At 61.1% G+C, this 23,076-nt stretch carries 22 protein-coding genes; 15 read left to right on the top strand and 7 right to left on the bottom strand.

What is annotated here, in order from left to right:
- The first annotated feature begins 736 nt into the window (after positions 1-736).
- Genes VRB54_RS01275 through VRB54_RS01265 form a run of 3 tightly spaced genes read left to right on the top strand, consistent with a single transcriptional unit; the run spans position 737 to position 4,075 of the window.
- Positions 737-2,095, top strand: coding sequence for a CHASE2 domain-containing protein (locus tag VRB54_RS01275; protein ID WP_338479227.1), 1,359 nt, complete (start codon positions 737-739; stop codon positions 2,093-2,095).
- Between the two features lie 21 nt (positions 2,096-2,116).
- Complete coding sequence (locus tag VRB54_RS01270; protein WP_338479226.1) at positions 2,117-2,482, top strand: hypothetical protein; 366 nt, start codon at positions 2,117-2,119, stop codon at positions 2,480-2,482.
- Between the two features lie 15 nt (positions 2,483-2,497).
- Positions 2,498-4,075: a M48 family metallopeptidase gene (locus tag VRB54_RS01265; RefSeq protein ID WP_338479225.1), complete on the top strand. Its 1,578-nt coding sequence runs from the start codon at positions 2,498-2,500 to the stop codon at positions 4,073-4,075.
- Between the two features lie 81 nt (positions 4,076-4,156).
- Here VRB54_RS01265 and VRB54_RS01260 read toward each other — a convergent pair whose 3' ends face one another.
- The 3 genes from VRB54_RS01260 to aguA all read right to left on the bottom strand — a co-directional run bounded on the left by VRB54_RS01260 (position 4,157) and on the right by aguA (position 7,387).
- Entirely contained in the window at positions 4,157-5,458 is a 1,302-nt protein-coding gene (locus tag VRB54_RS01260) for an OprD family porin (protein ID WP_338479224.1), read from the bottom strand.
- 384 nt (positions 5,459-5,842) lie between these two features.
- Complete coding sequence (locus tag VRB54_RS01255; RefSeq protein ID WP_209987349.1) at positions 5,843-6,046, bottom strand: hypothetical protein; 204 nt, start codon at positions 6,044-6,046, stop codon at positions 5,843-5,845.
- Between the two features lie 234 nt (positions 6,047-6,280).
- Positions 6,281-7,387, bottom strand: coding sequence for an agmatine deiminase (aguA, locus tag VRB54_RS01250; protein WP_338479223.1), 1,107 nt, complete (start codon positions 7,385-7,387; stop codon positions 6,281-6,283).
- 334 nt (positions 7,388-7,721) lie between these two features.
- Between aguA and rfbB the strand changes: the two genes are divergently transcribed.
- The 7 genes from rfbB to VRB54_RS01215 are packed head-to-tail and all read left to right on the top strand — an operon-like array spanning position 7,722 to position 14,805.
- Positions 7,722-8,804, top strand: a complete 1,083-nt coding sequence (rfbB, locus tag VRB54_RS01245) for a dTDP-glucose 4,6-dehydratase (protein ID WP_338479222.1) — start codon at positions 7,722-7,724, stop codon at positions 8,802-8,804.
- Positions 8,801-9,676, top strand: coding sequence for a glucose-1-phosphate thymidylyltransferase RfbA (rfbA, locus tag VRB54_RS01240; RefSeq protein ID WP_338479221.1), 876 nt, complete (start codon positions 8,801-8,803; stop codon positions 9,674-9,676). The genes rfbB and rfbA overlap by 4 nt, the downstream gene beginning before the upstream one ends.
- Positions 9,673-10,218, top strand: a complete 546-nt coding sequence (rfbC, locus tag VRB54_RS01235) for a dTDP-4-dehydrorhamnose 3,5-epimerase (protein WP_338479220.1) — start codon at positions 9,673-9,675, stop codon at positions 10,216-10,218. Before rfbA ends, rfbC begins: the two co-directional genes overlap by 4 nt.
- Complete coding sequence (rfbD, locus tag VRB54_RS01230) at positions 10,215-11,096, top strand: dTDP-4-dehydrorhamnose reductase (protein ID WP_338479219.1); 882 nt, start codon at positions 10,215-10,217, stop codon at positions 11,094-11,096. Before rfbC ends, rfbD begins: the two co-directional genes overlap by 4 nt.
- A 36-nt stretch (positions 11,097-11,132) precedes the next feature.
- On the top strand, positions 11,133-12,941 hold the full coding sequence (locus tag VRB54_RS01225; RefSeq protein ID WP_338479218.1) for a sensor histidine kinase: 1,809 nt from the start codon (positions 11,133-11,135) through the stop codon (positions 12,939-12,941).
- Positions 12,938-14,323, top strand: coding sequence for a sigma-54 dependent transcriptional regulator (locus VRB54_RS01220; protein WP_338479217.1), 1,386 nt, complete (start codon positions 12,938-12,940; stop codon positions 14,321-14,323). Before VRB54_RS01225 ends, VRB54_RS01220 begins: the two co-directional genes overlap by 4 nt.
- A gap of 26 nt (positions 14,324-14,349) precedes the next feature.
- Positions 14,350-14,805, top strand: coding sequence for a thioesterase domain-containing protein (locus VRB54_RS01215; protein ID WP_338479216.1), 456 nt, complete (start codon positions 14,350-14,352; stop codon positions 14,803-14,805).
- A 67-nt stretch (positions 14,806-14,872) separates the two neighbouring features.
- On the opposite strand, the gene cysQ is transcribed toward VRB54_RS01215, so the two are convergent.
- Positions 14,873-15,709: a 3'(2'),5'-bisphosphate nucleotidase CysQ gene (gene cysQ / locus VRB54_RS01210; protein ID WP_338479215.1), complete on the bottom strand. Its 837-nt coding sequence runs from the start codon at positions 15,707-15,709 to the stop codon at positions 14,873-14,875.
- The gene (gene nudE / locus VRB54_RS01205) at positions 15,706-16,272 is read right to left on the bottom strand and encodes an ADP compounds hydrolase NudE (protein WP_057008607.1); all 567 of its coding nucleotides are present in this window, start codon (positions 16,270-16,272) and stop codon (positions 15,706-15,708) included. Before nudE ends, cysQ begins: the two co-directional genes overlap by 4 nt.
- 87 nt (positions 16,273-16,359) lie before the next feature.
- Here nudE and yrfG point away from each other — a divergent pair, with 87 nt between their 5' ends.
- Positions 16,360-17,022 (top strand): GMP/IMP nucleotidase, encoded by a 663-nt coding sequence (yrfG, locus tag VRB54_RS01200; protein WP_338479214.1) that lies wholly within the window; start codon positions 16,360-16,362, stop codon positions 17,020-17,022.
- Between the two features lie 106 nt (positions 17,023-17,128).
- Here the strand turns inward: yrfG and lysM are convergent, their stop codons facing one another.
- Entirely contained in the window at positions 17,129-17,569 is a 441-nt protein-coding gene (lysM, locus tag VRB54_RS01195) for a peptidoglycan-binding protein LysM (protein WP_057008609.1), read from the bottom strand.
- Positions 17,570-17,707: 138 nt separating this feature from the next.
- Between lysM and VRB54_RS01190 the strand changes: the two genes are divergently transcribed.
- The 4 genes from VRB54_RS01190 to VRB54_RS01175 all read left to right on the top strand — a co-directional run bounded on the left by VRB54_RS01190 (position 17,708) and on the right by VRB54_RS01175 (position 22,550).
- Entirely contained in the window at positions 17,708-18,595 is an 888-nt protein-coding gene (locus VRB54_RS01190; RefSeq protein WP_338479213.1) for a LysR family transcriptional regulator, read from the top strand.
- 97 nt (positions 18,596-18,692) lie between these two features.
- The gene (gene fdhD, locus VRB54_RS01185; RefSeq protein WP_209987306.1) at positions 18,693-19,532 is read left to right on the top strand and encodes a formate dehydrogenase accessory sulfurtransferase FdhD; all 840 of its coding nucleotides are present in this window, start codon (positions 18,693-18,695) and stop codon (positions 19,530-19,532) included.
- Positions 19,529-21,877, top strand: coding sequence for an FdhF/YdeP family oxidoreductase (locus tag VRB54_RS01180; RefSeq protein ID WP_338479212.1), 2,349 nt, complete (start codon positions 19,529-19,531; stop codon positions 21,875-21,877). Before fdhD ends, VRB54_RS01180 begins: the two co-directional genes overlap by 4 nt.
- A 199-nt stretch (positions 21,878-22,076) precedes the next feature.
- Positions 22,077-22,550: a glycine zipper domain-containing protein gene (locus tag VRB54_RS01175; RefSeq protein WP_209987301.1), complete on the top strand. Its 474-nt coding sequence runs from the start codon at positions 22,077-22,079 to the stop codon at positions 22,548-22,550.
- 73 nt (positions 22,551-22,623) lie between these two features.
- On the opposite strand, the gene VRB54_RS01170 is transcribed toward VRB54_RS01175, so the two are convergent.
- Entirely contained in the window at positions 22,624-23,055 is a 432-nt protein-coding gene (locus VRB54_RS01170) for an acyl-CoA thioesterase (protein WP_209987298.1), read from the bottom strand.
- Positions 23,056-23,076 lie beyond the last annotated feature (21 nt).

Here is a 23,076-nt window from a genome sequence, read left to right as displayed (position 1 = left end):
CTCTGGAGATGCCTTTTTAAAGATAAGGTAAGAGGTAGAGTTTAATTTATCGAAATTAAATCCTTTTAATATCAATTTATTACGTTTTTATTCGACTCCTGGTGCCGCACCATATCTCAAAGCCCCGCAATGCGGGGCTTTGTGGTTTCTGCGGCTTGGGAATTCCTCAACCGTTGATATCCCGCTTTCGTCAAAACGTCCAAAACCCGTCCACATTCAAAAATCAAGTAGCTGCCCTCGGCGCCAACAACCCTTCTCCTTTCACTCCAACCTGATCCACGTCAGCGCAGATGAGCAAGGCGGTGACTGATGGTGTGACGAAGGCGTTGCAGTCACGCAGCCATATCGAACATTAAGCAAACATGCGCTGAGCCCCTCTTATAAAAAATAACTTTCAGATAAACACATCTCCGTGGCGAGCGGGCTTGCCCCGCGCTGGGCTGCGCAGCGGCCTCCAAAACCAGGTTCTGCGCAGGGTCAGGTACAGCGCGTGCTCCTTAATGGGGGCGCTTCGCACCCCAACGCGGGGCAAGCCCGCTCGCCACAACATGCCCGCTCTCGCCACAGAGGCTCCGGTTTGCTGCGCGACAGCGCTAAGTCGAAGGTTTGGCGGAAAATCCCACATAAGCGATGCGTTGCAACCCAAAGCGTGGCACTTCGCCACTTTTCCAATTGACACCTCCGCCCCACTCCGTTAAAACCCCCGCCTTGCTTTTGCTTTCCTATCGAGACACGGATGTTTTCGACTCCCCGGCTGTTCAATAAACGTCGCTATCTACTGGCGGTCTTCATCGTGGTGCTCGCGATTCTCGACCCTTTCGGCCTGGCCAGTTCCAGCGACAAGGCGTCGGCGCAGTGGCTCAACCGCATGCTCTCCAGCAGTTACCCCGGCGTTGGGCAGCAGCATGTGGCGGTGGTGTTGATCGATGATAAGTACCTGATGCGCAACGGCACTTCGTGGCCGATGCCCTATGGCGAGCAGAGCAAGCTGTTCAAGCGTTTGCTGGCCTACAAGCCCCAGGCGGTGTTTGCGGATCTGCTCTACAGCCATGATCACTCGTTGGGCGATCCCACGCGCGGCAGTCAGTTGCTGGCCAATGTGTTTGAGCGCTATCAGCGCCAGGGCATTCCGTTGTGGCTGGTCAATACCGGGCAGACGCGTGGCGAAGAAGGCCAGGCCAATACGCTGACCCCTTTTACGCAGGTCAGTCGCCCGGCGCTGGTGAAGTGGGAAGGTGTGGACGACCAGTACCCGCTGGCGGTGCACACGCAGGTGGGCCTGATGGAAACACCCGCGCTGGCGCTGTACCGCGTGTTCTGCGCAACGCAGCACTGCGACGCGCCGCCGGTGGACGCCGAAGCCGCCGCGCAGCGTCAGCCGATTGCGGTGCAATGGGGGCTGAAGCTGTCGCCAGACCAGGCGCGTATCGCTGACATAGCCGACGCCAAGCCGCCGCGACATTTTCTGCTGGACGCCGTTATGCAGTTTTTCCAGGCGGTGTTCTGGAAGCTGAATGACCCGGCTCAGCAAATCTACCCCTACACGTTAACGCTGACTGCCAGCGACCTGGAAGTCACCAACCCTGACGATCAGGCGCTGATCGCTGAACTGCTGCGCGGTCGCCTGGTGCTGGTCGGTGCCCGTATTGAGTCCACCGGCGACCTGGTGGACTCACCCGTGCACGGTCAACTTCCCGGTGTATACCTGCATGCCATGGCGCTGGATAACCTGATCACCAAGGGCATGGACTACACCCATGAGTTCGCCGACTTTCCCTACCTGCCCCTTAACTGGCTGGACGTGCTGGAACTCACGCTGCTGACGTTGATCGCCGTGCTCAAGGCGCTGCATGCGCGCCAGGTTGCAGGCCATGGCCCATGGAGCCCTTTGCGGCGCCTGGAAAAAACGCTGTTTACCTCGCCCTACCCGTCGTGGCTGTTGGTGATGGCGATGCTCATTGCTGCCAGCGTTGTGTTGAGCGTCAACAACATCGCCCCGGTCAACGTGATGGGCATTATTTTGCTGTCGTTGGTGTTGTTCAGCGAGCGGATCGAAGCCTTCTTCGACCGCGATACTGAACAGACCGCTGTGTGATTTGACTCAAGGAACCCAAGGATGAACAGAAGCCTCATCGTATTGCTCGCCGCCCTCTTCACTCAGGGCGCGTGGGCACAAACCCACACCATCACAGCGTTCCTCGCCGACCCGGTGACTGTGCTGGATGAACAAGGCGCACCTCAGCGCGACCTGGCGAAAAAAGACACCCCCACCCAACCGCTGACGGTGTTGCAGTACAACTCAGCACTGGAAATCGTGCAGGTGGAACTGGCCGGCCAGAAAGTCTGGCTGGACACCATGGACCTGCGCATCGAGCCGCCGCTCAAAGTGGTGGACCTGCCCTGCGAAGGCCTGACCAAGAGCCAGGCAAAAAGCAGCCGCAATCATTCCACCATCGGTTTCGGTGCCGGCTGCAATCAATAACAAAGGAGCGTCAGGGTGAAGGGATTTCTCGTGGCAACCAGCCTGCTGGCAAGCGTGCTGCTCAGTGGTTGCGCAACCTTGAAGGGCGCCGATCAGGCGTTCCTCAACCTGGTGGGGCCGTCGACCCAATCCAGGGTCCAGGGCCACTACGTGGACAACACCGACGTGCGCCAGTACTACAAGCTCGACCCCCAGCGCCAGAGCAAGCAGCGCCTGAGCTACGACGGGCGCGCGGTGCCGGCAGCGGAAGCGCGCCAGCAGAACCTGGTGGATATCCCGATGCTGCAGGTGTATTTGCAGGACATCGTCACGCGCCTGTCCAAGGGCTGGCCGGGCGAGCTGCCGACCTTGCAGGTGAAGATCACCGACAGCTACAGCTTCGGGCCTGCGGCCGACCCGTACGGCAACCTGTTCGTGCCGCTGGGCATGCTGGACAACGTCGCCAGCGAAGATGAAATCGCCGCGATGCTGGGCCACGAGATGAGCCACATTTTGCTGCATCACCACGACCGCATGGCCGCGTTCCAGCAGCAGAAAGAGATGTTCACCACCGTGGCGTCCACCGTCGCCCTGGCTACCATGGCCGCCGACACCCGCGTGGACCGCAGCTCCGGCACCATGAAGGTGTTCAGCAAGGACCCGGCCGGCACCCAGAAGACCATCGGCAACACCGTGCTCTACACCGCGTTGGCCAATACCTTTTCCGATCACGTGTGGAGCACCGCCTGGGGCCGCAGCCAGGAAGACCAGGCCGATCTGCTCGGCACCGATCTGATGATTCGCGCAGGCTATGCGCCGCGCGCCGCCACCCACAGCCTGGAGCGCCTCAACGATTTCCAGGGCAAGCAAAAACCGTTGCTCGCGGGCTTTCTCACCGCGCGCAAAAACGCCATGCAGGACTCGTTGCAGCAGTTCAATCTCAGCCAGTTTCAAAAGGAGCTGGACGTGCTGATCAAGGACGGCCTGGCCACCAGCATCACCGCCACCACGCAGTACTTCAACCGCTCACACATGGCGGCGATGGACCGCGACACCGAGCTGCGCCAGTACCTGCAACGCGAATATCGCCAGGAACGCCGCGCACGGGTCAACCCCAAAAGCTGGGCGATGATGAAGAACACGCCGCAGGTGGCGAAGGCGATGCAGGGCTACAAGGACGCGTACTTTGCCAATGACGCCCTGGAAAAAAACAAGGTGCCCGATGCCGATGCGTTTATCCGCAAGGCACTGGCGTCGCCGGTCAAGGATCAGCCGGGTATTCGACGCACCGCGTACACCGTGCGCCTGGCCCAGGGCAAAGGCAGCGAGGCGGTGAAAGAGTTGCAGGCGATCAAGGACTGGTCCCTGGTCGGCCCTTCCACCTACGACTTGATCATCAGCTACCACCTCAAGCGTGGCGACGGCCAGGCGGCGCTGGCGATGATCGACAAGGCCGAGCGCAACCTGGGTTCGGAGGAACTGTTCATCACCGAGAAGCTGTTGGCCAACCAGCAGCTCAAGGACACGCAGCAGGTGCAAACCGTGCTGCGCAAGTGCGAGCAGTACCCCACGCGCAAGGAAAACTGCAAGAAGCTCGCCCCGCAAAAAGCCTGACGCTGAACAGGCAGGCATAAAAAAACCCCGAACCAGTCGGGGTTTTTTATCGCCTTGAATCAGGCGAGACGCCCAATCACTTTAGAACACGTTGATCGGGTAGTCGGCGAACAGGCGGATTTCGTTGCCGCCCACGTTGTACTGGTCGGCGTTGTTCGACACTCGCAACCAGGACGCACGCGCACGCAGGCTGAGGTCTTTGGCCGGGCCGCTCTGGACCACGTACTTGAACTGGTTCCAGATCTCACGCTCGGTGCCATCGCCACGGCCGGTGCCGTCGTCAATGTTGGTGCCGCGCACGTAGGCAACGTTGTAGGTCAGGCCCGGTACACCAAAGGTGGTGAAGTCGATACCGTAGCCAACTTGCCACGAGCGCTCGTCCTTGCCGTTGAAGTCGGACCAGTAGGAGTTGGCCAGCAGGATGGTGTTGCCGCCATCGCCGATGCCGCCGGCGTTGCGGTAGCCGCCGTACAGGTAGCCAGTGTCGCCGGTGCTGCGTTGGTGAGCAACGGTGAAGCTGTGCGCGCCAACGGCCCAGGTCGCGCCCAGGCTCCAGATCTTGTTGTCGCGGGCGTCAGCGTCTTTCTGGTTTTCCAGGGCGAAGCTGCGGTCCAGCTTGGTTTTGTAGCCGTTGAAGTCAAAGGTCAGCGACTGCTTCTCTGGCAGGGCCAGCACGTAGTTGACGTTGACGTATTGCTTCTTCAGCACGTCCTGCATGTGGGACGCATACAGCGCGGCCGACAGGCTTTCGGTGAATTTGTAGCTGCCACCGATGTAATCGATGCTCTTGAGGCGGCCGCTGTCGGTGCCTTCGGCGCTCTTGCGCGCTTCCTTGGTGAAGTGACCGGCGTCCAGTTGCAGGCCGGCGATCTCTTTGGAAACGATGGAAGTACCGGTGTAGGTTTCCGACAGCAGGCGCGAATTGTCGTACTGCAATACCGGCACGGCCGGGAACTGGTCCCCGTACTTCAGCACGGTGTTGGACACACGGAACTTCACGGCAGCGCCGCCCTTGGCCAGGTCATGGGGTGCGGAGCCCGGGTTATCGGTGGTGCCGTTCCCCTGTTTGAAGAAGTCGATGCCGCCGGCGCCGGCGCGACCTTTACCGCCATCCAGACGAATGGCGTACTGGCCGATCACGTCCACACCCACACCCACGGTGCCTTGGGTGAAGCCCGATTCCAGCTTGCCGATAAAGCCCTGGCCCCATTCGGCTTTGTCCTGCTTGCCGTTTTTATAGTCACGGCTGATGTAGGCGTTACGTGCGGCGATATTCAGGTGGCTGTCTTCGACAAAACCCTTGGATTGCTCCTGGTCGTTTGCCATGGCTGCCGATGCGCTCAAAATCCCCAGAGCGATCAGACTCATCCGTTGCTTCAACATTTTTTATATTCCTTATTACTGTTTGAGTACGCGCTGTGACACCAGGCCCCGTATCGCTTTTTCTGGTGTCGACGTTTTCCAAAAAAAGAAGGCCCGCGGACGACTGAACTGCCGCGGGCCTTTTTTTATTGGATGAGTCATGGCGGTTAGCCACAGGCGTTGGGCGCAATCCTAGTCGCGCGTTGAACTTTGTGTCAATTTCGTGAATGTTCTGAGTTCAGACGAAAAGATTCTAAGCCGCGGACCGCGCTCTTTGAGCCAACCAAAATTCAAATGTGGAAGGGGGCTTGCGCCCGATAGCGGGGCGTCAGTTAAAACAAGCCAACTGAACCACCGCAATCGGGAGCAAGCCCCCTCCCACATTTTTTGATCCTGGTGTTTTCTTCAGTTACGTGCCAGCTCACACAGCGCCTTCATCTCGTCCTCGCTGAATAGCCCCGCCGGGTAGCGGTCATTCATCAGGCTGCGCAGGTCGGGCTGGCGCGAATCGTTTGCCTTCAACCACTGTGCCAGCGCATGAATTGCATCGCTATTCACCCGCGCCGGGTGATGCGTAAACGTCTTGATCGAATTGCTCTCGGCATTCATTTCTACGCTCTCCCTACTGCGTGAGCGGCTAACTTACTCAAGGTTTATGACAGAACGGCACCGTCATCCACCTTGAGTCACCGTTACAACCGCGATACAAGAGCTATGCCAATGTCTGCGGCACACAAGCATCCGGACACAAAAAAGCCCGCGACCTTGCCAGGTCGCGGGCTTACTGAAGCGCTGCAAAAACATGGCTTCAAGCCACTACTCGCACCGCTGTTACAACTGCACTCAGTTTTTGTGCGGAGCGGGCTGCTGTTGGGTCAGACAGTGGATATTACCGCCGCCCAGTAACAGTTCGCGCCCCGGCACCATCACCACTTCGTGCTGGGGGAACAAGCCCTGGAGGATGTCCCTAGCCTGGCTGTCCAGCGGGTCGTCAAAGCTGGGGGCGATGATGCCGCCGTTGACGATCAGGAAGTTCACGTAGGAGCCGGTCAACCGCACGCTCGGGTTGCGTTCCTGGCTGCCATCAACCGGATCCACGCCGGCGCACTCGTCTTCGGTGGCATACAGCGGCCCCGGAATCGGCATTTTGTGCACGATAAACGCGCGGCCCTTGGCGTCGGTGCTGCTTTGCAGCACATCCATGGCGGCATGGCAGCGTGCGTAGTTGGGGTCTTGCGGGTCGTCGGTCCAGGCCAGCAACACTTCACCTGGGCGTACGTAGCAGCAGAAGTTATCCACATGGCCGTCGGTTTCATCGTTGAACAGGCCGTCCGGCAGCCAGATGATCTTGTCCACAGCCAGGTTATCGCTGAGCACCGCTTCAATCGCCGCGCGGTCGAGGTGCGGGTTGCGATTGCGGTTGAGCAGGCATTCTTCGGTGGTAACCAGCGTGCCTTCGCCGTCGACGTGGATGGAGCCGCCTTCCAGCACGAAACCTTCGGTGCGGTAACGGGGCGTGCGTTCGATCTCGAGGATCTTGCCGCCCACCTGCGCGTCGCGGTTCCACGGTGCATACAGACCGCCGTCAAACCCGCCCCAGGCATTGAAATCCCAGTTCACGCCGCGCACTTCGCCGCTGTCATTAATGACAAACGTAGGGCCGGTGTCGCGAACCCAGGCGTCGTCGCTGGACATTTCCACCACACGGATATTCGGCACATCCAGGCGGGCGCGGGCGTTTTCGTACTGGCCGGCAGACACGGCCACCGTCACCGGTTCAAACCGTGCGATGGCCTTGGCCACAGCCACGTGAGCCGCCTGCGCCGGCTTGCCGCCCAGGCGCCAGTTGTCCGGGCGTTCGGGCCAGATCATCCAGGTCTGGGTCTGTGGCGCCCATTCGGCGGGCATATGGAAGCCATCGGCGCGAGGTGTGCTGTGCAGGGTGGTCATGGCGATCATGGCTCCGAATGGGGTGAAGGCCGACTTTATAACGGATAAAAATCGGCTTTAACAGGGATCAAAAAAGGTAGACGAAAAATATGACAGCAGATAACCGATAACAATCGATTAATGACAACTGCTCATCCGGCACCTTCGACAGCGTGTCGGTGGCTCAACGCGGCAAGCAGCATTGTGACGACCTCAGCTTTTTCGGGCATGCCTATCGCCATTGTGCAGGAGAGTCAGACAACCCCTGTGCACACATCGCGCTTGCGCCGCCTGACGCCACCACTCAAGCTATGCTTCATCCGCTTAATGTCCGTCTAAGGAAAAGGCCCCCGACATGCGCATTCTCGTTACCGGCGGCGCCGGTTTTATTGGCTCCGCCCTCATTCGCCACCTGATTCAAAACACCGAGCACGAAGTGCTCAACCTGGACAAACTCACCTACGCCGGCAACCTGGAGTCGCTGACCAGCATCGCCTCCAACAGCCGCTATGAGTTCGCGCAGGCCGATATCATCGATCAGAACGCCGTCAGCGCCTTATTGGCGCGTTTCGAGCCGCAGGCCATCATGCACCTGGCGGCCGAGTCCCATGTCGACCGCTCGATCGACGGCCCGTCGGATTTCATCCAGACCAACATCGTCGGCACCTACAGCCTGTTGGAGGCCACCCGTGCCTACTGGCAAAAGCTGGCGGAGCCTGCCAAAAGCGCATTCCGTTTCCATCACATTTCCACCGATGAAGTGTATGGCGACCTGCATGGCGTGGACGACCTGTTCACTGAAACCACGCCCTACGCCCCAAGCTCGCCCTATTCGGCCAGCAAGGCCGCGTCCGATCACCTGGTTCGCGCCTGGCAGCGCACCTACGGCCTGCCGGTGCTGCTGACCAACTGTTCGAACAACTACGGGCCGTTCCATTTCCCCGAGAAGCTGATCCCGCTGGTGATTCTCAACGCCCTCGCAGGCAAGCCGCTGCCAGTGTATGGCGACGGCTTGCAGGTACGCGACTGGCTGTTCGTCGAAGACCACGCCCGCGCGCTGCTCAAAGTGGTGACCGAAGGCGTGGTAGGCGAGACCTACAACATCGGCGGACACAACGAGCAAAAGAACATCGACGTGGTTCGCGGTATCTGCGGCCTGCTCGAAGAACTGGCGCCACAGCGCCCGGCCGGCGTAGAGCAATTCACCGACCTGATCACCTTCGTCAAGGATCGCCCCGGCCATGACCAGCGCTACGCGATTGACGCCGGCAAGATCGAACGTGAACTGGGCTGGACTCCGGAAGAAACCTTTGAAACAGGGCTGCGCAAAACCGTGCAGTGGTACCTCGATAATCTGGAATGGTGCCGCAGGGTCCAGGACGGCAGTTATCAGGGTGAACGATTGGGCAACACTGACGTGAAGGATTTGATCGCATGATGAAGGGAATCGTATTGGCCGGCGGCTCCGGCACCCGTTTGCACCCCATCACCCTGGGCGTGTCCAAGCAACTGCTGCCGGTGTATGACAAACCGATGATCTACTACCCGATCTCGGTGCTGATGCTGGCCGGGATCAAGGACATTCTGGTCATCTCCACGCCGGTTGACTTGCCGCAGTACCGCAACCTGCTGGGCGATGGCAGCCAGTTTGGCGTGCGCTTCACCTACGCCGAGCAGCCCAGGCCGGACGGTTTGGCCCAGGCGTTCGTTATCGGCGAAGAATTCATCGGCAATGACCCCGTGTGCCTGATCCTGGGCGACAACATCTTCCATGGCCAGCATTTTGGTGAGCAACTGCGCAAGGCTGCCGAGCGTCCGTCCGGCGCTACGGTATTTGGCTATTGGGTCAAGGACCCGGAGCGTTTCGGCGTGATTGACTTCGACAAGGAAGGCCGCGCCCTGTCCATCGAAGAAAAACCGGCCAAACCCAAGTCGTCTTACGCGGTGACTGGCCTGTATTTCTATGACAACGACGTGATCGAGATCGCCAAGGCTGTCGAGCTTTCTCCGCGTGGAGAGCTGGAAATTACCGACGTCAACAACGCTTACCTCAAGCGCGGCGATCTGCATGTTGAGCGCTTTGGCCGTGGCTTTGCCTGGCTGGACACCGGCACCCACGACAGCCTGCTTGAAGCCTCGACGTACGTGCAGACCATCGAACATCGCCAGGGCCTCAAAGTGGCTTGCCTCGAGGAGATCGCCTACGAAAATGGCTGGATCAATCGTGACTATTTGCTTGAGCGCGCAAAATATTTTGGCAAAACCGGCTATGGTCAATACTTGTACAAACTCGCCGGGGACAATGAATGAATGTAACAACCACTGAGTTGCCGGGTGTTTTAATCATCGAACCCAAGGTTTTTGGCGATGAACGCGGATTTTTCTATGAGAGCTTCAACGCTCGTGACTTCGCCCAAATCGCAGGGCTTGAACAACAGTTTGTACAAGACAACCACTCGCGCTCACAAAAAGGCGTGTTGCGTGGTCTGCACTATCAGATTGAACATGCACAGGGAAAACTGGTGCGTGTGACTGCGGGTGAGGTGCTGGATGTGGCAGTGGATATCCGTCGCAGCTCGCCCAATTTCGGCAAGTGGGCCAGTGTGCGGTTATCGGCCGACAACAGCCGACAACTGTGGATTCCACCGGGGTTCGCCCATGGCTTTGTGGTCCTCAGCGACTACGCGGAGTTCCTCTACAAGACGACGGACTACTACACCCCGTCGGCTGAACGCTGTATTCGCTGGGACGACGCCGAGCTGGGCATTGACTGGCAATTGACTGGTGCACCGACCTTGTCCGCCAAGGACCAGAACGGCAAAAGCCTGAAAGACGCTGACGTGTTCCCATGAACGGCGCTCTCAAGATCTTGATCACCGGCCAGCACGGCCAGGTTTCCCAGGCCCTGCAGCAGCAGCTCCAGGACCTGGGCGAACTCATCGTGCTGGGCCGAGACCAACTGGACCTGGCCAACGTTGACCAGATCCGCCAGCAAGTGCGCGCCCACCTTCCCAACCTGATCATCAACGCAGCCGCACACACGGCCGTCGATCAGGCTGAAAGCGAGCCGGATGCAGCCTTTGCCATCAATGCCATAGCGCCCGGCGTGCTTGCCGAAGAAGCCAAGGCGCTGGACATCCCGCTGATTCACTACTCCACCGACTACGTGTTCGACGGCAGCAAGCCTGCGCCCTACACCGAGACCGACGCGACCAACCCGCTGGGTGTCTACGGCCAGAGCAAGTTGGCCGGGGAGCAGGCAATTGCTGCGGTAGGCGGCAAGTACCTGGTGCTGCGTACCAGCTGGGTTTATTCCACCACCGGTAAAAACTTCCTGCTGACCATGCAGCGGCTGTTGCAAGAGAAGCCGCACATGCGCATCGTCGCCGACCAGATCGGCGCGCCGACCTGGGCCGGGACCATCGCCAACAGCACCCGCGCGCTAGTCGAGCGCTGGCAGGCGGGCCAGGCGGGCGACTGGGGCGTGTATCACCTGACGGCCCAGGGCGAAACATCGTGGTTCGGCTTTGCCCAGGCCATTGCCGAGCATTTGCAGGCCGCCAGCAAAGCCTGCGCAGAACTGGAAGCAATCCCCTCCAGCGCCTACCCGACACCCGCCAGGCGCCCGTTGAACTCGCGCCTCGATTGCAGCCGTCTGCAGCAGCAGTGGCAGGTCAGCCAACCGCAGTGGCAGGATGCACTGCGCGAGTGTCTTGCCGGCCAGCACTAGGCATAATGCGCCTGTCCCCACAGGCGCACGGTTCCCATGACTCCACCCCTTCCACGAAGACCCCGCTGGCGCAGCCTGGCGCTGCTGGCGTTGTGCCTGGCACCGCTGTTGTGGCCGCTGGAGCACCTTGCCGAGCGCTATTACCGCAACGAACTGGCCGGGCAGAACCGTCAGACCCTCGACCTCTACGTCGCCAACCTGCTCGGTACGCTGCATCGCTACGAGGTGCTGCCGCAGATACTCGGTGACTTGCCGGCCTTGCGTACCGCGCTGGAGGCGCCGCAGGTCAGCACCAACCTGGTCGGCGCCAACCTGCTGCTCAAGGACGTCGCCGCCCAGGCCGGGGCGGAAGTGATGTACCTGATGGACACGTCCGGCAAGACTCTCGCCGCGTCCAACTGGGACAAACAGGACAGCTTCGTCGGACGCAACTTCTCGTTCCGCCCGTATTTCAGTGAAGCCATGGCCGGGCGCCTGGGACGCTTCTTTGGCCTGGGCACCACCTCGGCCAAGCGCGGCTACTTTTTCGCCGCCGCCGTGCGCGACGATGAAAAAATCATCGGCGTGCTAGTGGTCAAGGTTGACCTGGACCACACCGAAAGCCTGTGGGGCAACACCCCGGAACAACTGCTGGTCACCGACCACAATGGCGTGGTGATTCTCACGTCGCGCCCGCAATGGCGTTTTCGCGCCACGCGGCCCCTGAGCGCCGAAGAGCGCCAGGCCATCAGCGCCATTCAGCCCTACCCCACTCGCGACCCGCAACCGCTGAGCCTCAGCAATACGGCCTGGCTGCGTCAGTCCACGGCCATCGCCGAGACCGGCTGGAACGTGGAAATCCTCGCACCGCAGTCCTTGATCAACCGCCCGGTACGCACTGTAGTGGCAGTCGGCGGCGCCACGCTGCTGGTGCTGATGCTGCTGCTTGGGCTGCTGATGCAGCGACGCCGCCATTACCTGGAGCGCATCGCCTTCGAAGCGAAGGCGCGCCGCGAGCTTGAAATGCGCGTGGTCGAGCGTACCAGCGACCTTGAAGGTCTCAACCGGCGCCTCAAACAGGAGGTGCTGGAACGCGAACACGCCCAGCAGGAACTGGTGCGCGCCCAGGATGACCTGGTGCAGGCCGGCAAGCTCTCGGCACTGGGCACCATGTCGGCGAGTATCAGCCATGAACTCAACCAGCCGCTGGCGGCGATTCGCAGCTACGCGGAAAACGCCGAAATCCTGCTTGATCATGAACGCACCAGCGATGCCCGTGGCAACCTCAAGCTGATCAGCGAACTGACCGGACGCATGGCGTCGATCATCGCCCACTTGCGCGCGTTCGCCCGCCGCGACCGCCACGCGCCGGAGAGCGTGGCGCTGCAGCCGGCGCTCGACGACGCGTTGGCGCTGCTGGCCAAGCGGCGTCGGTCAATGGAGGTGGAGCTGATCCGCGACCTGCCGGAAGCGACCTTGTGGGTGCAGGCCGGCGAAACCCGCTTGCGCCAGGTGCTGGGCAACCTGCTGGCCAACGCTCTGGACGCCCTCACCGAAAAAGGCCCGCCGCGCAAACTGTGGCTGAGTGCCCAAACCACTGCGCAAGGCGTCAACCTGTACATCCGCGACAACGGCCCGGGCTTTTGCATGGAAGCCCTGGGCCGCGCCAGTGAGCCGTTCTATACCACCAAGACGCGTACTCAAGGGCTCGGCCTGGGCCTGGCGATCTGTGAAACCCTGATGCGTGCCTTTGGCGGCGAACTGCTGTTTGCCAACCACAGGGAAGGTGGCGCGCTGTTAACCTTGAAATTGCGCGCCGGCTCGCCGGGCGTGAGTCTGCAACCGTCCGAGGACCGCAGTGTATGAGTATCGATAACCAGATCCAGGTGGTGTTGATCGACGACGATCCTCACTTGCGTCAGGCCCTGTGCCAGACCCTGGACCTGGCCGGGCTGAACGTCCTGCCCCTGGGCGAAGCCAATGGCCTCACCGCGCGCCTGTCCCGCGATTGGCCTGGCGTGGTAGTCAGCGATATCCGCATGCCCGGCATGGACGGCCTGGAGCTGCTCGCCGAACTACACGGCCAGGACCCGGACCTGCCGGTGCTGCTAATCACCGGCCACGGCGACGTGCCGCTGGCCGTGCAGGCCATGCGCGCGGGCGCCTATGACTTCCTCGAAAAACCCTTCGCCAGCGACGCCCTGCTCGACAGCGTGCGCCGCGCCCTGGCCCTGCGCCGGCTGGTGCTGGACAACCGCAGCCTGCGCCTGGCCCTCAGTGACCGTCAGCAGTTGAGCACGCGCCTGGTCGGCCATTCGCCGCAAATGCTGCGCCTGCGCGAACAGATCGGCGCCCTGGCCGCGACCCGTGCCGACGTGCTGATTCTTGGCGAAACCGGCGCCGGCAAGGAGGTCGTGGCGCGTGCGCTGCACGACCTGTCGAGCCGGCGCAGCGGGCCGTTCGTGGCGATCAACGCCGGGGCCCTGGCCGAATCGGTGGTCGAAAGCGAACTGTTCGGCCACGAACCGGGCGCGTTCACCGGCGCGCAAAAACGTCGGATCGGCAAGTTCGAATTCGCCAACGGCGGCACGCTGTTTCTGGATGAAATCGAAAGCATGAGCCTGGATGTGCAGGTCAAGCTGCTGCGCCTGTTGCAGGAGCGCGTGGTCGAGCGCCTGGGCGGCAACCAGTTGATCCCGCTGGACATCCGCATCATCGCGGCCACCAAGGAAGACCTGCGCCAGGCCGCCGACCAGGGGCGCTTTCGGGCCGACTTGTATTACCGCCTCAACGTCGCGCCGCTGCGCATTCCGCCACTGCGCGAGCGCGGTGAGGATGCGTTGATGCTGTTCCAGCACTTTGCCGACGAGGCCAGCAGCCGCCATGGCCTGCCTCTGCACGAACTACAACCGGGCCAACGCGCGTTGCTGTTGCGCCATAGCTGGCCGGGCAACGTGCGCGAACTGCAGAACGCCGCCGAGCGCTTCGCCCTGGGCCTGGAACTGGCGCTGGACAGCACGCCGGACAATCCTGGCGCCAGTGTGCTGACGTCCACATCGGGCGGCTTGAGCGAACAGGTCGAGCAGTTCGAAAAGAGCCTGATCGCCGCCGAACTCACCCGCCCCCACAGCTCCCTGCGAAGCCTTGCCGAAGCCCTGGGCGTACCGCGCAAGACCCTGCACGACAAACTGCGCAAGCACGGCCTGAACTTCGCCGACAGCGCCAGCCACAGTAGCGACGACGAATGACCCGCCCCATCCGCCAGGAGGCTGACATGCCTAGCGATATCAGTTATTTGGAATCCGTCCTGCACCACGACATCCCGCTCACCCGGAAAATGGGCCTAAAGGTGGTCGACTGGCAACAGGACCAACTGCGGCTGCACATGCCGTTGCAGGCCAATATCAACCACAAAAGCACCATGTTTGGCGGCAGCCTATACTGCGGCGCGGTGCTGGCGGGCTGGGGTTGGTTGCACCTGAGACTGCGCGAACACGGCATTGAAGACGGGCACATTGTGATTCAGGAAGGACAGATCAGTTATCCGTTGCCGGTGACGCAGGATGCCACGGTGATTTGCGCGGCGCCGGAGGAGAAGGTGTGGAAGCGTTTCGTGGCGACCTACAAACGCCATGGCCGGGCGCGGTTGACGCTGGACACATGGATTGTGAATGAGGGCAGCGAAGACCGCGCAGTGACTTTTACCGGCCAATACGTCCTGCACCGCTAGCCGCTATTACACAAAGCAAATGTGGGAGGGGGCTTGCCCCCTCCCACATTTTTAATTTGCGCAGGTCTTAGGACCTGGCCAGGCGCAACAGGCGATCGCGCCACGCCGCCTGCGCCGGCAATGCCAAAAAGAATGGATTCAACAGCGATTCCCGCGCCGGATAGCTGAACCGCTCGCCGCTCAACTCCAACACCTCACCGCCCGCGCCTTCCAGCACGCCCTGGGCCGCCGCAGTGTCCCATTGCGACGTGGGCGCCAGCCGTGGGTAACAATCGGCGCTGCCTTCAGCCAACAGGCAGAACTTCAGTGAGCTGCCGATATTCGCCAGCTTCAACTCACCCAGGCCCTGGCTCAAACCGTCCAGCAAGCGCTCCTGCTCGGGACTGCTGTGGCGGCGGCTGGCAACGACGGTAAACGCTTCGCCTGCAGCTGGGGTCTTGCGTACCTGGATCTGCCGGGGCGCTTCGTTTACATCCGAACGCCACGCGCCCAGGCCTGCACCACCGAAGTAGCAACGACCGCTGGTGGGCATCGACACCACGCCAAACACCACGCGGCCCTGTTCGATCAACGCCACGTTGACGGTAAATTCTTCACTGCCGCTGATGAACTCCTTGGTGCCATCCAGCGGGTCCACCAGCCACCAGCGCTGCCAGCCAGCACGCACGCTCTGGTCGATATCGGCGTCCTCTTCGGACAACACGGGAATGCTCGGGTCCAGCGCAGTCAGCCCGGCGAGGATAAGGTGGTGAGCGGCGAGGTCTGCCGCCGTCACCGGCGAGTCATCCGCCTTGGCGGTGACCGCCACATCGGCGCGCCAATACGGCAGGATCACTTCACCGGCCTGGCGTGCCAACTCAATCACGGGGGCAATCAACGGGTGGCCTAAAAACAGTTCGCTCATGCGCTAAAGGCTCCTCGCTGGGTCAACAGGTCTCGTACCAGGTACAGCGCAGCCAATGCACGGCCTTCGCTGAACTGCTCGTTTTGCGCCAGTTGCGACAGCTCGCGCAGATTGATCCTGTCTACACGCATCGGCTCGGGTTCATCGCCTTCCAGGCGTTCTTCATAAAGGTCGGTGGCCAGTACCACCTGAATTTTCTGGCTCATGTAGCCAGGCGACAATGACAACTCGGTGATGTGTTCCAACTGATGCGCACCAAAGCCCGCCTCTTCCTTGAGCTCGCGGTTTGCCGCCGCCAGCACGTCCTCACCAGGTTCGATCAGTCCTTTCGGCAAGGACAGTTCATATTCGTCAGTCCCGCCACAGTATTCCTCGATCAGCAGCGCGTGGTCCGCATCGATCATCGCCACGATCATCACCGCGCCATAACCGGCGCCGCGTCCAACCAGACGCTCGTAGGTGCGTTCAACGCCATTGGAAAAGCGCAGTTGCACTTCCTCCACGCGGAACAAACGGCTACTGGCGACGATTTCGCGGGCGAGGACGGTGGGTTTCTGGCGCATGAGAGGCTCCTTGGCGTGATCGGGTTACTATACCGTGGCTTTTCCGATTGTCTGTGTCGGATATCTTTACTTACATGAGACCGCCCCATGCCCGCTTTGCCCTGGCACGCCATCGACACCGTCCTGCTGGACATGGACGGCACCCTGCTCGACCTGCATTACGACAACCATTTCTGGATGGAGCACCTGCCCCAACGCTACGCTGACCTGCACGGGGTGAGTCGGGCCATGGCCGAGATGGAGCTGCAGCCTCTGTTCGAGCGTAACGCCGGACAATTGCAATGGTATTGCCTGGACTTCTGGAGCACCGAACTGAAGCTGCCGGTGCGCGAACTCAAGCTGGAAACCGCCGACCTGATCGCCCTGCGCCCGGATGCCGACACGTTTCTGGCGGCAATCAAACAAGCCGGCAAGCGGGTGATCATGATCACCAACGCCCATCGTGACTCGTTGTCGCTGAAGCTGGAGCGCATTGAACTGGCGCCGTATTTCGAGCGATTGATCAGTTCCCACGACTATGGTTTCGCCAAGGAAAACCCGCAGTTCTGGGATGCCTTGCAGGCCGATATAGGCTTCGATCCCGCTCGCAGTCTGTTTATCGATGACACCTTGCCGATTCTGCGCAGCGCGCGAGATTTCGGCGTGGGGCATTTGCTGGCGGTGAAAGAGCCGGACAGCAGGAAGGGACCCAAGGACACCGCTGAATTTACCGCCGTCGACGACTATCGCGACCTCATTACCGGACTCTAAACCACTGTGGGAGGGGCTTGCTCCCGATAGCGGTGCATCAGAATCACCTCGGTGACTGACACTGTGCTATCGGGAGCAAGCCCCTCCCACATTTTTGATTTGCGTATTACTCAGGAATACGCAGTGTCTGGCCCGGATAGATTTTGTCCGGATGCGACAACAGCGGCTTGTTGGCCTCGAAGATCTTGTTGTACTGGTTGGCGTTGCCGTACACCGTGAGGGAAATCGCGCTGAGGGTGTCGCCTTTTTTCACCACAACGAAACGGGCGGCAGCCACAGCCGGGCCGGATACAGTGATCTGATCATCCACACTCGCCACACCGGCAATGTTGCCCAATGCCAGCAGGATCTTTTCTTTCTCTTCCTGGGTCGCCACTTCACCGGTCACGGTAACCTTGTCACCGTCGACTGTGGTTTGCACGTTTGGATTGCCCAGGCCGACCTTGGCCACATGCTCTTTCAATTGCTCACTGGCGTTGGCATTACCGGGCGTCAGCAGGTCGATCAACTTCTCGCCCGCTTCCTTGACAAAGCTCAAAAGACTCATGATGCACTCTCCTTGGGGTTCGGGATTTGATTTCCAGATGCCCAAGACTAGACCCGCCCTGCAGACGTCGGTTCCAGCCCGAGCACAGACCCAAACGCGCTAGAATCCCCCGCCATTGGAATAAGCCCCGGAGCGAAGATGGACATCAAACAGTTGAAATTCCTCATCGCCCTCGACGAAACCCGTCACTTCGGCCAGGCGGCGGCGCGTTGCCACATCACCCAGCCGACCCTGTCGATGCGCCTGCGCAGCCTGGAAGAAGAGCTGGACCTGCCGCTGGTCAATCGCGGCCAACGTTTCGAAGGTTTCACCGCCCCCGGCGAACGCGTGCTGGCCTGGGCCCGTACCGTGCTGGCAGCCTATGACGGCTTGCAGGCCGAGGCCGCGGCCTGTCGCGGCAATCTGGTGGGTACGCTGCGCTTGGGCGTGGTGCCGCTGTCGAGCTTTGACCCGTTGGCGCTGATGCAGCAACTGCACACGGAGCACCCCAGCCTGCGTTTTGAATTGTCGGCCCTCAGCTCCGAACAGATCCTGGAGCAACTGGCGAGCAACCGGCTGGATCTTGGCGTGTCGTACCTGGAGCGTCTGGACAACGAACGCTTCGACTCCCTGGCGCTCGGCGAAACGCGCATGGGCCTGCTCTACGATCAACGCTTCTTCAGCTTCGGCGATACGCCGTTGAGCTGGGAGTCGCTGATTGAGCTGCCTTTGGGCATGCTCACCAGCGGCATGCACTTTCGCCAGTCCATCGACCACAACTTCCACAGCCGTGGCCTCAACCCACAGCCGTTGTTGCAGACCGACGCCGTTCATCAGTTGCTCCAAGCGGTGCACGGCGGACTGTGTTGCGCGGTAATGCCACTGGAGGGCGGTCTGGATGCGCTCACCGAGCATCTACGCCTGCAACCCATCGAAGATGCCCACACCCTCGCGCGTCTGGGGTTGATCATGCGCCGCAGCGCACCGCGCTCGGCCCTGGCAGAGGCCTGCTTCGCGCTGTTTCAGAAATCGCCGACAGCTTCTTGATCGACGTCATCTATCGGCAGATCAGTACTGGCGATTAGACGCGACGCTTTGTCGCGCCTAGTCTAAGCACTGACCAATCCGCCGATGGTACTGCCCCATGAACGCCAAGCACCCGGTTTGCGCGGCGCCTGCTCTCGACACACCTGCGCCCGCCGCCAGCCAGAGCTACCAGTTCTGCAATCTTGAACACACTGAAGTCGCCAGCACCGCTCTGGCCGAAGAAGTGGCGCTGGCGATTGCCTACAACGACATCAGCCAGGCCGTCATGCTGGTGACGCCAACGGACCTGGAAGACTTCATCGTCGGCTTCAGCCTGGGCAGCGGCATCATTGCCGACGTCAGCGACATTTATGACCTCAAACTCAGTGGCTCGGGTTCGGCGCAGTACGCTCAGGTGCAGATTTCCAGCCGCGCGTTCTGGAACCTCAAGCAGCAGCGCCGCCAACTGGCTGGCACCAGCGGCTGTGGGTTGTGCGGCGTCGAAGCCGTGGAACAAGCCTTGCCGGACCTCAACGTGCTGCCCGGCGCGCCGTTGCCGCCGGCTGACTGGCTAAACGGCCTGCGTCAACGCATCAGCGCATTTCAGCCCTTGGGCCAGCACAGCGGCGCCGTGCACGCGGCGGTGTTCATGAACGGCCAGGGCGAGTTGCTGCTGGGCCGCGAAGATATCGGTCGGCATAACGCCCTCGACAAGTTGATCGGTGCATTGATTCGCCAAAAAATCCCTACCGACGGCGGCCTGGCGATTGTCACCAGCCGTTGCAGCCTCGAATTGATCCAGAAAGTTTTGCGCGCAGGCATCCAGACCCTGGTCAGCCTGTCGTCGCCCACCGGCCTGGCCCTGCAATGGGCGCGCCGGCACAACCTCAATCTCATCCACCTGCCGCAGAAAAGTGCGCCGCGGGTCTACAGCCCTGCGATGGAGAACCAGCCGTGAGCAATCATCATCAAGCCGACCAAACCCCGACCCCGCGCTACAAGCCCTACAAGGGCCCGGCCGGCGGCTGGGGTGCACTGATCAGCGTGGCCCAGGCGTGGTTGACCAGCGACAATGCGCTGAAAAACCTGCGCATGATGCTCAAGACCAACCAGAACGGCGGATTCGACTGCCCGGGCTGCGCCTGGGGTGACTCGCCGGAAAGCGGCATGGTCAAGTTCTGCGAAAACGGCGCCAAGGCGGTCAACTGGGAGGCCACCAAGCGCCGGGTCGATGCGGCATTTTTTGCCAAGCACAGCGTCACCGCGCTGCTGGAGCAGAGCGACTACTGGCTCGAATACCAGGGCCGCCTGACCGAGCCGATGCGTTATAACGCCGAAACCGACCGCTATCAGTCGGTCAGCTGGGAAGCGGCATTCGACCTGATCGGCAAGCACCTCAATGCTTTGCCCAGCCCGGACATGGCCGAGTTCTACACCTCGGGCCGCGCCAGCAACGAAGCGGCGTACCTGTACCAGCTGTTCGTGCGCGCCTACGGTACCAATAATTTCCCGGATTGCTCGAACATGTGCCACGAGGCCAGTGGCGTAGCCCTGGCGCAAAGCGTGGGCGTCGGCAAAGGCACCGTGACCTTTGATGACTTCGAGCATGCCGATGCGATCTTCGTGTGGGGCCAGAACCCCGGCACCAACCATCCGCGCATGCTCGAACCGCTGCGCGAAGCGGTTAAACGCGGCGCCCAGGTGGTGTGCATCAATCCGCTCAAAGAGCGCGGCCTGGAACGCTTCCAGCACCCGCAGCACCCGCTGGAAATGCTCACCAACGGTGACAAACCTACCAACACCGCCTACTTCCGCCCGGCGCTGGGCGGCGACATGGCCATCCTGCGTGGCATGGCCAAGTTCCTGCTGCTGTGGGAACGCCAGGCTCAGGCCGAAGGCAAGGAAGCGGTGTTCGACCACGACTTCCTCAACGAACACACCGCTAACGTGCTTGATTACCTGGGCAAGATCGACGACACCTCGTGGGATGAAATCGTCGAGCAGTCCGGCCTCACCCTGGTCGAGATCGAGCAGGCCGCGCGCATGTACGCCAAGGGCAAGAACGTGATCATGTGCTGGGCGATGGGCATCACCCAGCATCGCCACTCGGTGCCGACCATCCAGGAAATCGCCAACCTGATGCTGCTGCGCGGCAATATTGGCCGCCCCGGCGCCGGCTTGTGCCCGGTGCGTGGCCACAGCAACGTGCAGGGCGACCGCACCATGGGCATCAACGAGCGCCCACCGGTGGCCTTCCTCGACTCCCTGGAGCGGCGTTTTCAGCTCCAGGTGCCGCGCACCAACGGCCACAACGTGGTGGAAGCGATTCACGCCATGCTCGAAGGCCGCTCCAAAGTCTTCATTGCCCTGGGCGGTAACTTCGCCCAGGCCACGCCGGACAGCTCGCGCACCTTCGAAGCGCTGCGCAATTGCGACCTGACCGTGCAGATCAGCACCAAACTCAACCGCAGCCACCTGATGCATGGTAAAGACGCACTGATTTTGCCGTGCCTGGGCCGTACTGACATCGACATCCAGGCCGACGGCCCACAGGCGGTAACGGTAGAAGACTCGTTCAGCATGGTTCACGGCTCCAATGGCCAGCTGCAACCGCTGTCGAAGCTGATGAAATCTGAGCCAGCGATCATCGCCGGCATCGCCGCCGCCACCCTGGGCAGCAAGCCGGTGGACTGGAACTGGCTGGTGGCAGACTACGGGCGCATTCGCGATCTGATCGCCGACACCATCCCAGGCTTCAAGGACTTCAACGAACGCATCAAGCACCCAGGCGGTTTCTACCTCGGCAACTCGGCCGGCGCGCGTCGCTGGAACACCCCGCTGGGCCGCGCCAACTTCCGTGCGAACATCCTGCCCAAGGACCTGATCCACGAACGCACCCACGCCACGGGCCGGGTGCCGGACCTGATCATGCAATCGATGCGCTCCCACGATCAGTACAACACCACCATTTATGGCCTGGACGACCGTTATCGCGGAGTGAAAGGCCAACGTGACGTGCTGTTCGTCAATGAAGCGGACATCATCCGCCTGGGCTTCAAGCCGGGGCAGAAGGCCGACATCGTGTCGCTGTGGGAAGACGGCCGTGAGCGCCGTGTGAAGGGCTTCACTCTGCTGGCCTTTGATATCCCGGCCGGCCAGGCCGCCGCGTACTACCCGGAAGTGAACCCGCTGGTACCGCTGGAAAGCACCGGGGATGGCAGCCATACGCCCACCTCGAAGTTCGTGGCGATCCGCCTGGAAGCGGCGAGTGACAATGGCTTGATCATGGCCCGCACCGCATAAATTACAGGCACAAAAAAGGCCGCTTTTGCATAAAAGCGGCCGTTCCGAAGTAGATAGAGACTGACTAAAATGACTTAAGTTCCCTATAAAAAACAGTAAGTTAGCGAATTGTATACAACTATTGCCACTGGTCGGATTTCGATTGTCAGCATTCTCCTACGACCTCAGGATCGCGGCGTCATCCTCTTGAGGTCTCCCTATGAAGTTCTCCTCGATTCTCTTGCTGTCCTTTAGCCTTGCCAGCGGCGCAGCCATGGCGGGTGGCACCACCGAAGCCGGTGTGGGCGGCGCATTGGGTGGGGTTCTGGGTTCGGTTGTAGGCCAGCAGATCGGCGGCAACACAGGTTCGGCCATCGGTGCAGCCCTGGGCGGCGCGGGCGGCAGCGCGGTGGGTGCCGACAAACGCAGCCGTGGCGAAGCCGCCATCGGCGGTGCGTTGGGTGCGGCCGGTGGCAACGTGGTAGGTCGCAGCGTTGGCGGCAACACCGGCAGCCTAGTCGGCGCAGCCGCCGGCGGCGGTGCTGGCGGCGCGCTGGGCAACTACATGGGCAACAAGAGCGATGACGATGATCGCCGCTACCGTGGGCGCGATAACCGCCGTTATGACCGTGATGACCATCGCGGCCGTGGCCATGCCTATGGGCATCGCAAGCATCACCATCGTCACCGCTGAGGTCTGAAGACCACAGCATATCCAGGGTAGGAGGGGCTTGCTCCCTCCCACATTTGGATCGGTGGTGTTGCGGCTAAATAACCAATCGCTGCAGCGCATCGCGCAACTTCTGCGCGATCGTCACAGGTCGGTTCGAAGCCCGATCCACGAATACATGCACAAATCGCCCCGCCGCACAGGCCTCTTCCTCGCCGGCCTTGAACACCGCCAACTCATACTGCACCGAGCTGTTGCCCAACTTGCCCACGCGCAGGCCGACGTCGATGCGCTCGGGAAAGGCAATCGACGCAAAATAATCACACGCCGAACTCACCACAAAGCCCACCACCTCGCCGTCGTGAATGTCCAACCCGCCTTGCTCGATCAGGTAGGTATTCACCGCCGTATCGAAAAAGCTGTAGTAAGTGACGTTGTTCACATGGCCATACACATCATTGTCGTGCCAGCGTGTGATGATCGGCTGGAAGTGAGCGTAGTCGGCGCGTTGCGGCACTGAGTCAGGCATTGGCAAATCTCTTCAAGGTGT

It is taken from the genome of Pseudomonas trivialis (genome assembly GCF_036864995.1).
GTDB lineage: Bacteria > Pseudomonadota > Gammaproteobacteria > Pseudomonadales > Pseudomonadaceae > Aquipseudomonas > Aquipseudomonas trivialis.
Note: the sequence above shows the minus strand (reverse complement) of the source record. Positions and strands in the feature narration are given on the sequence as shown.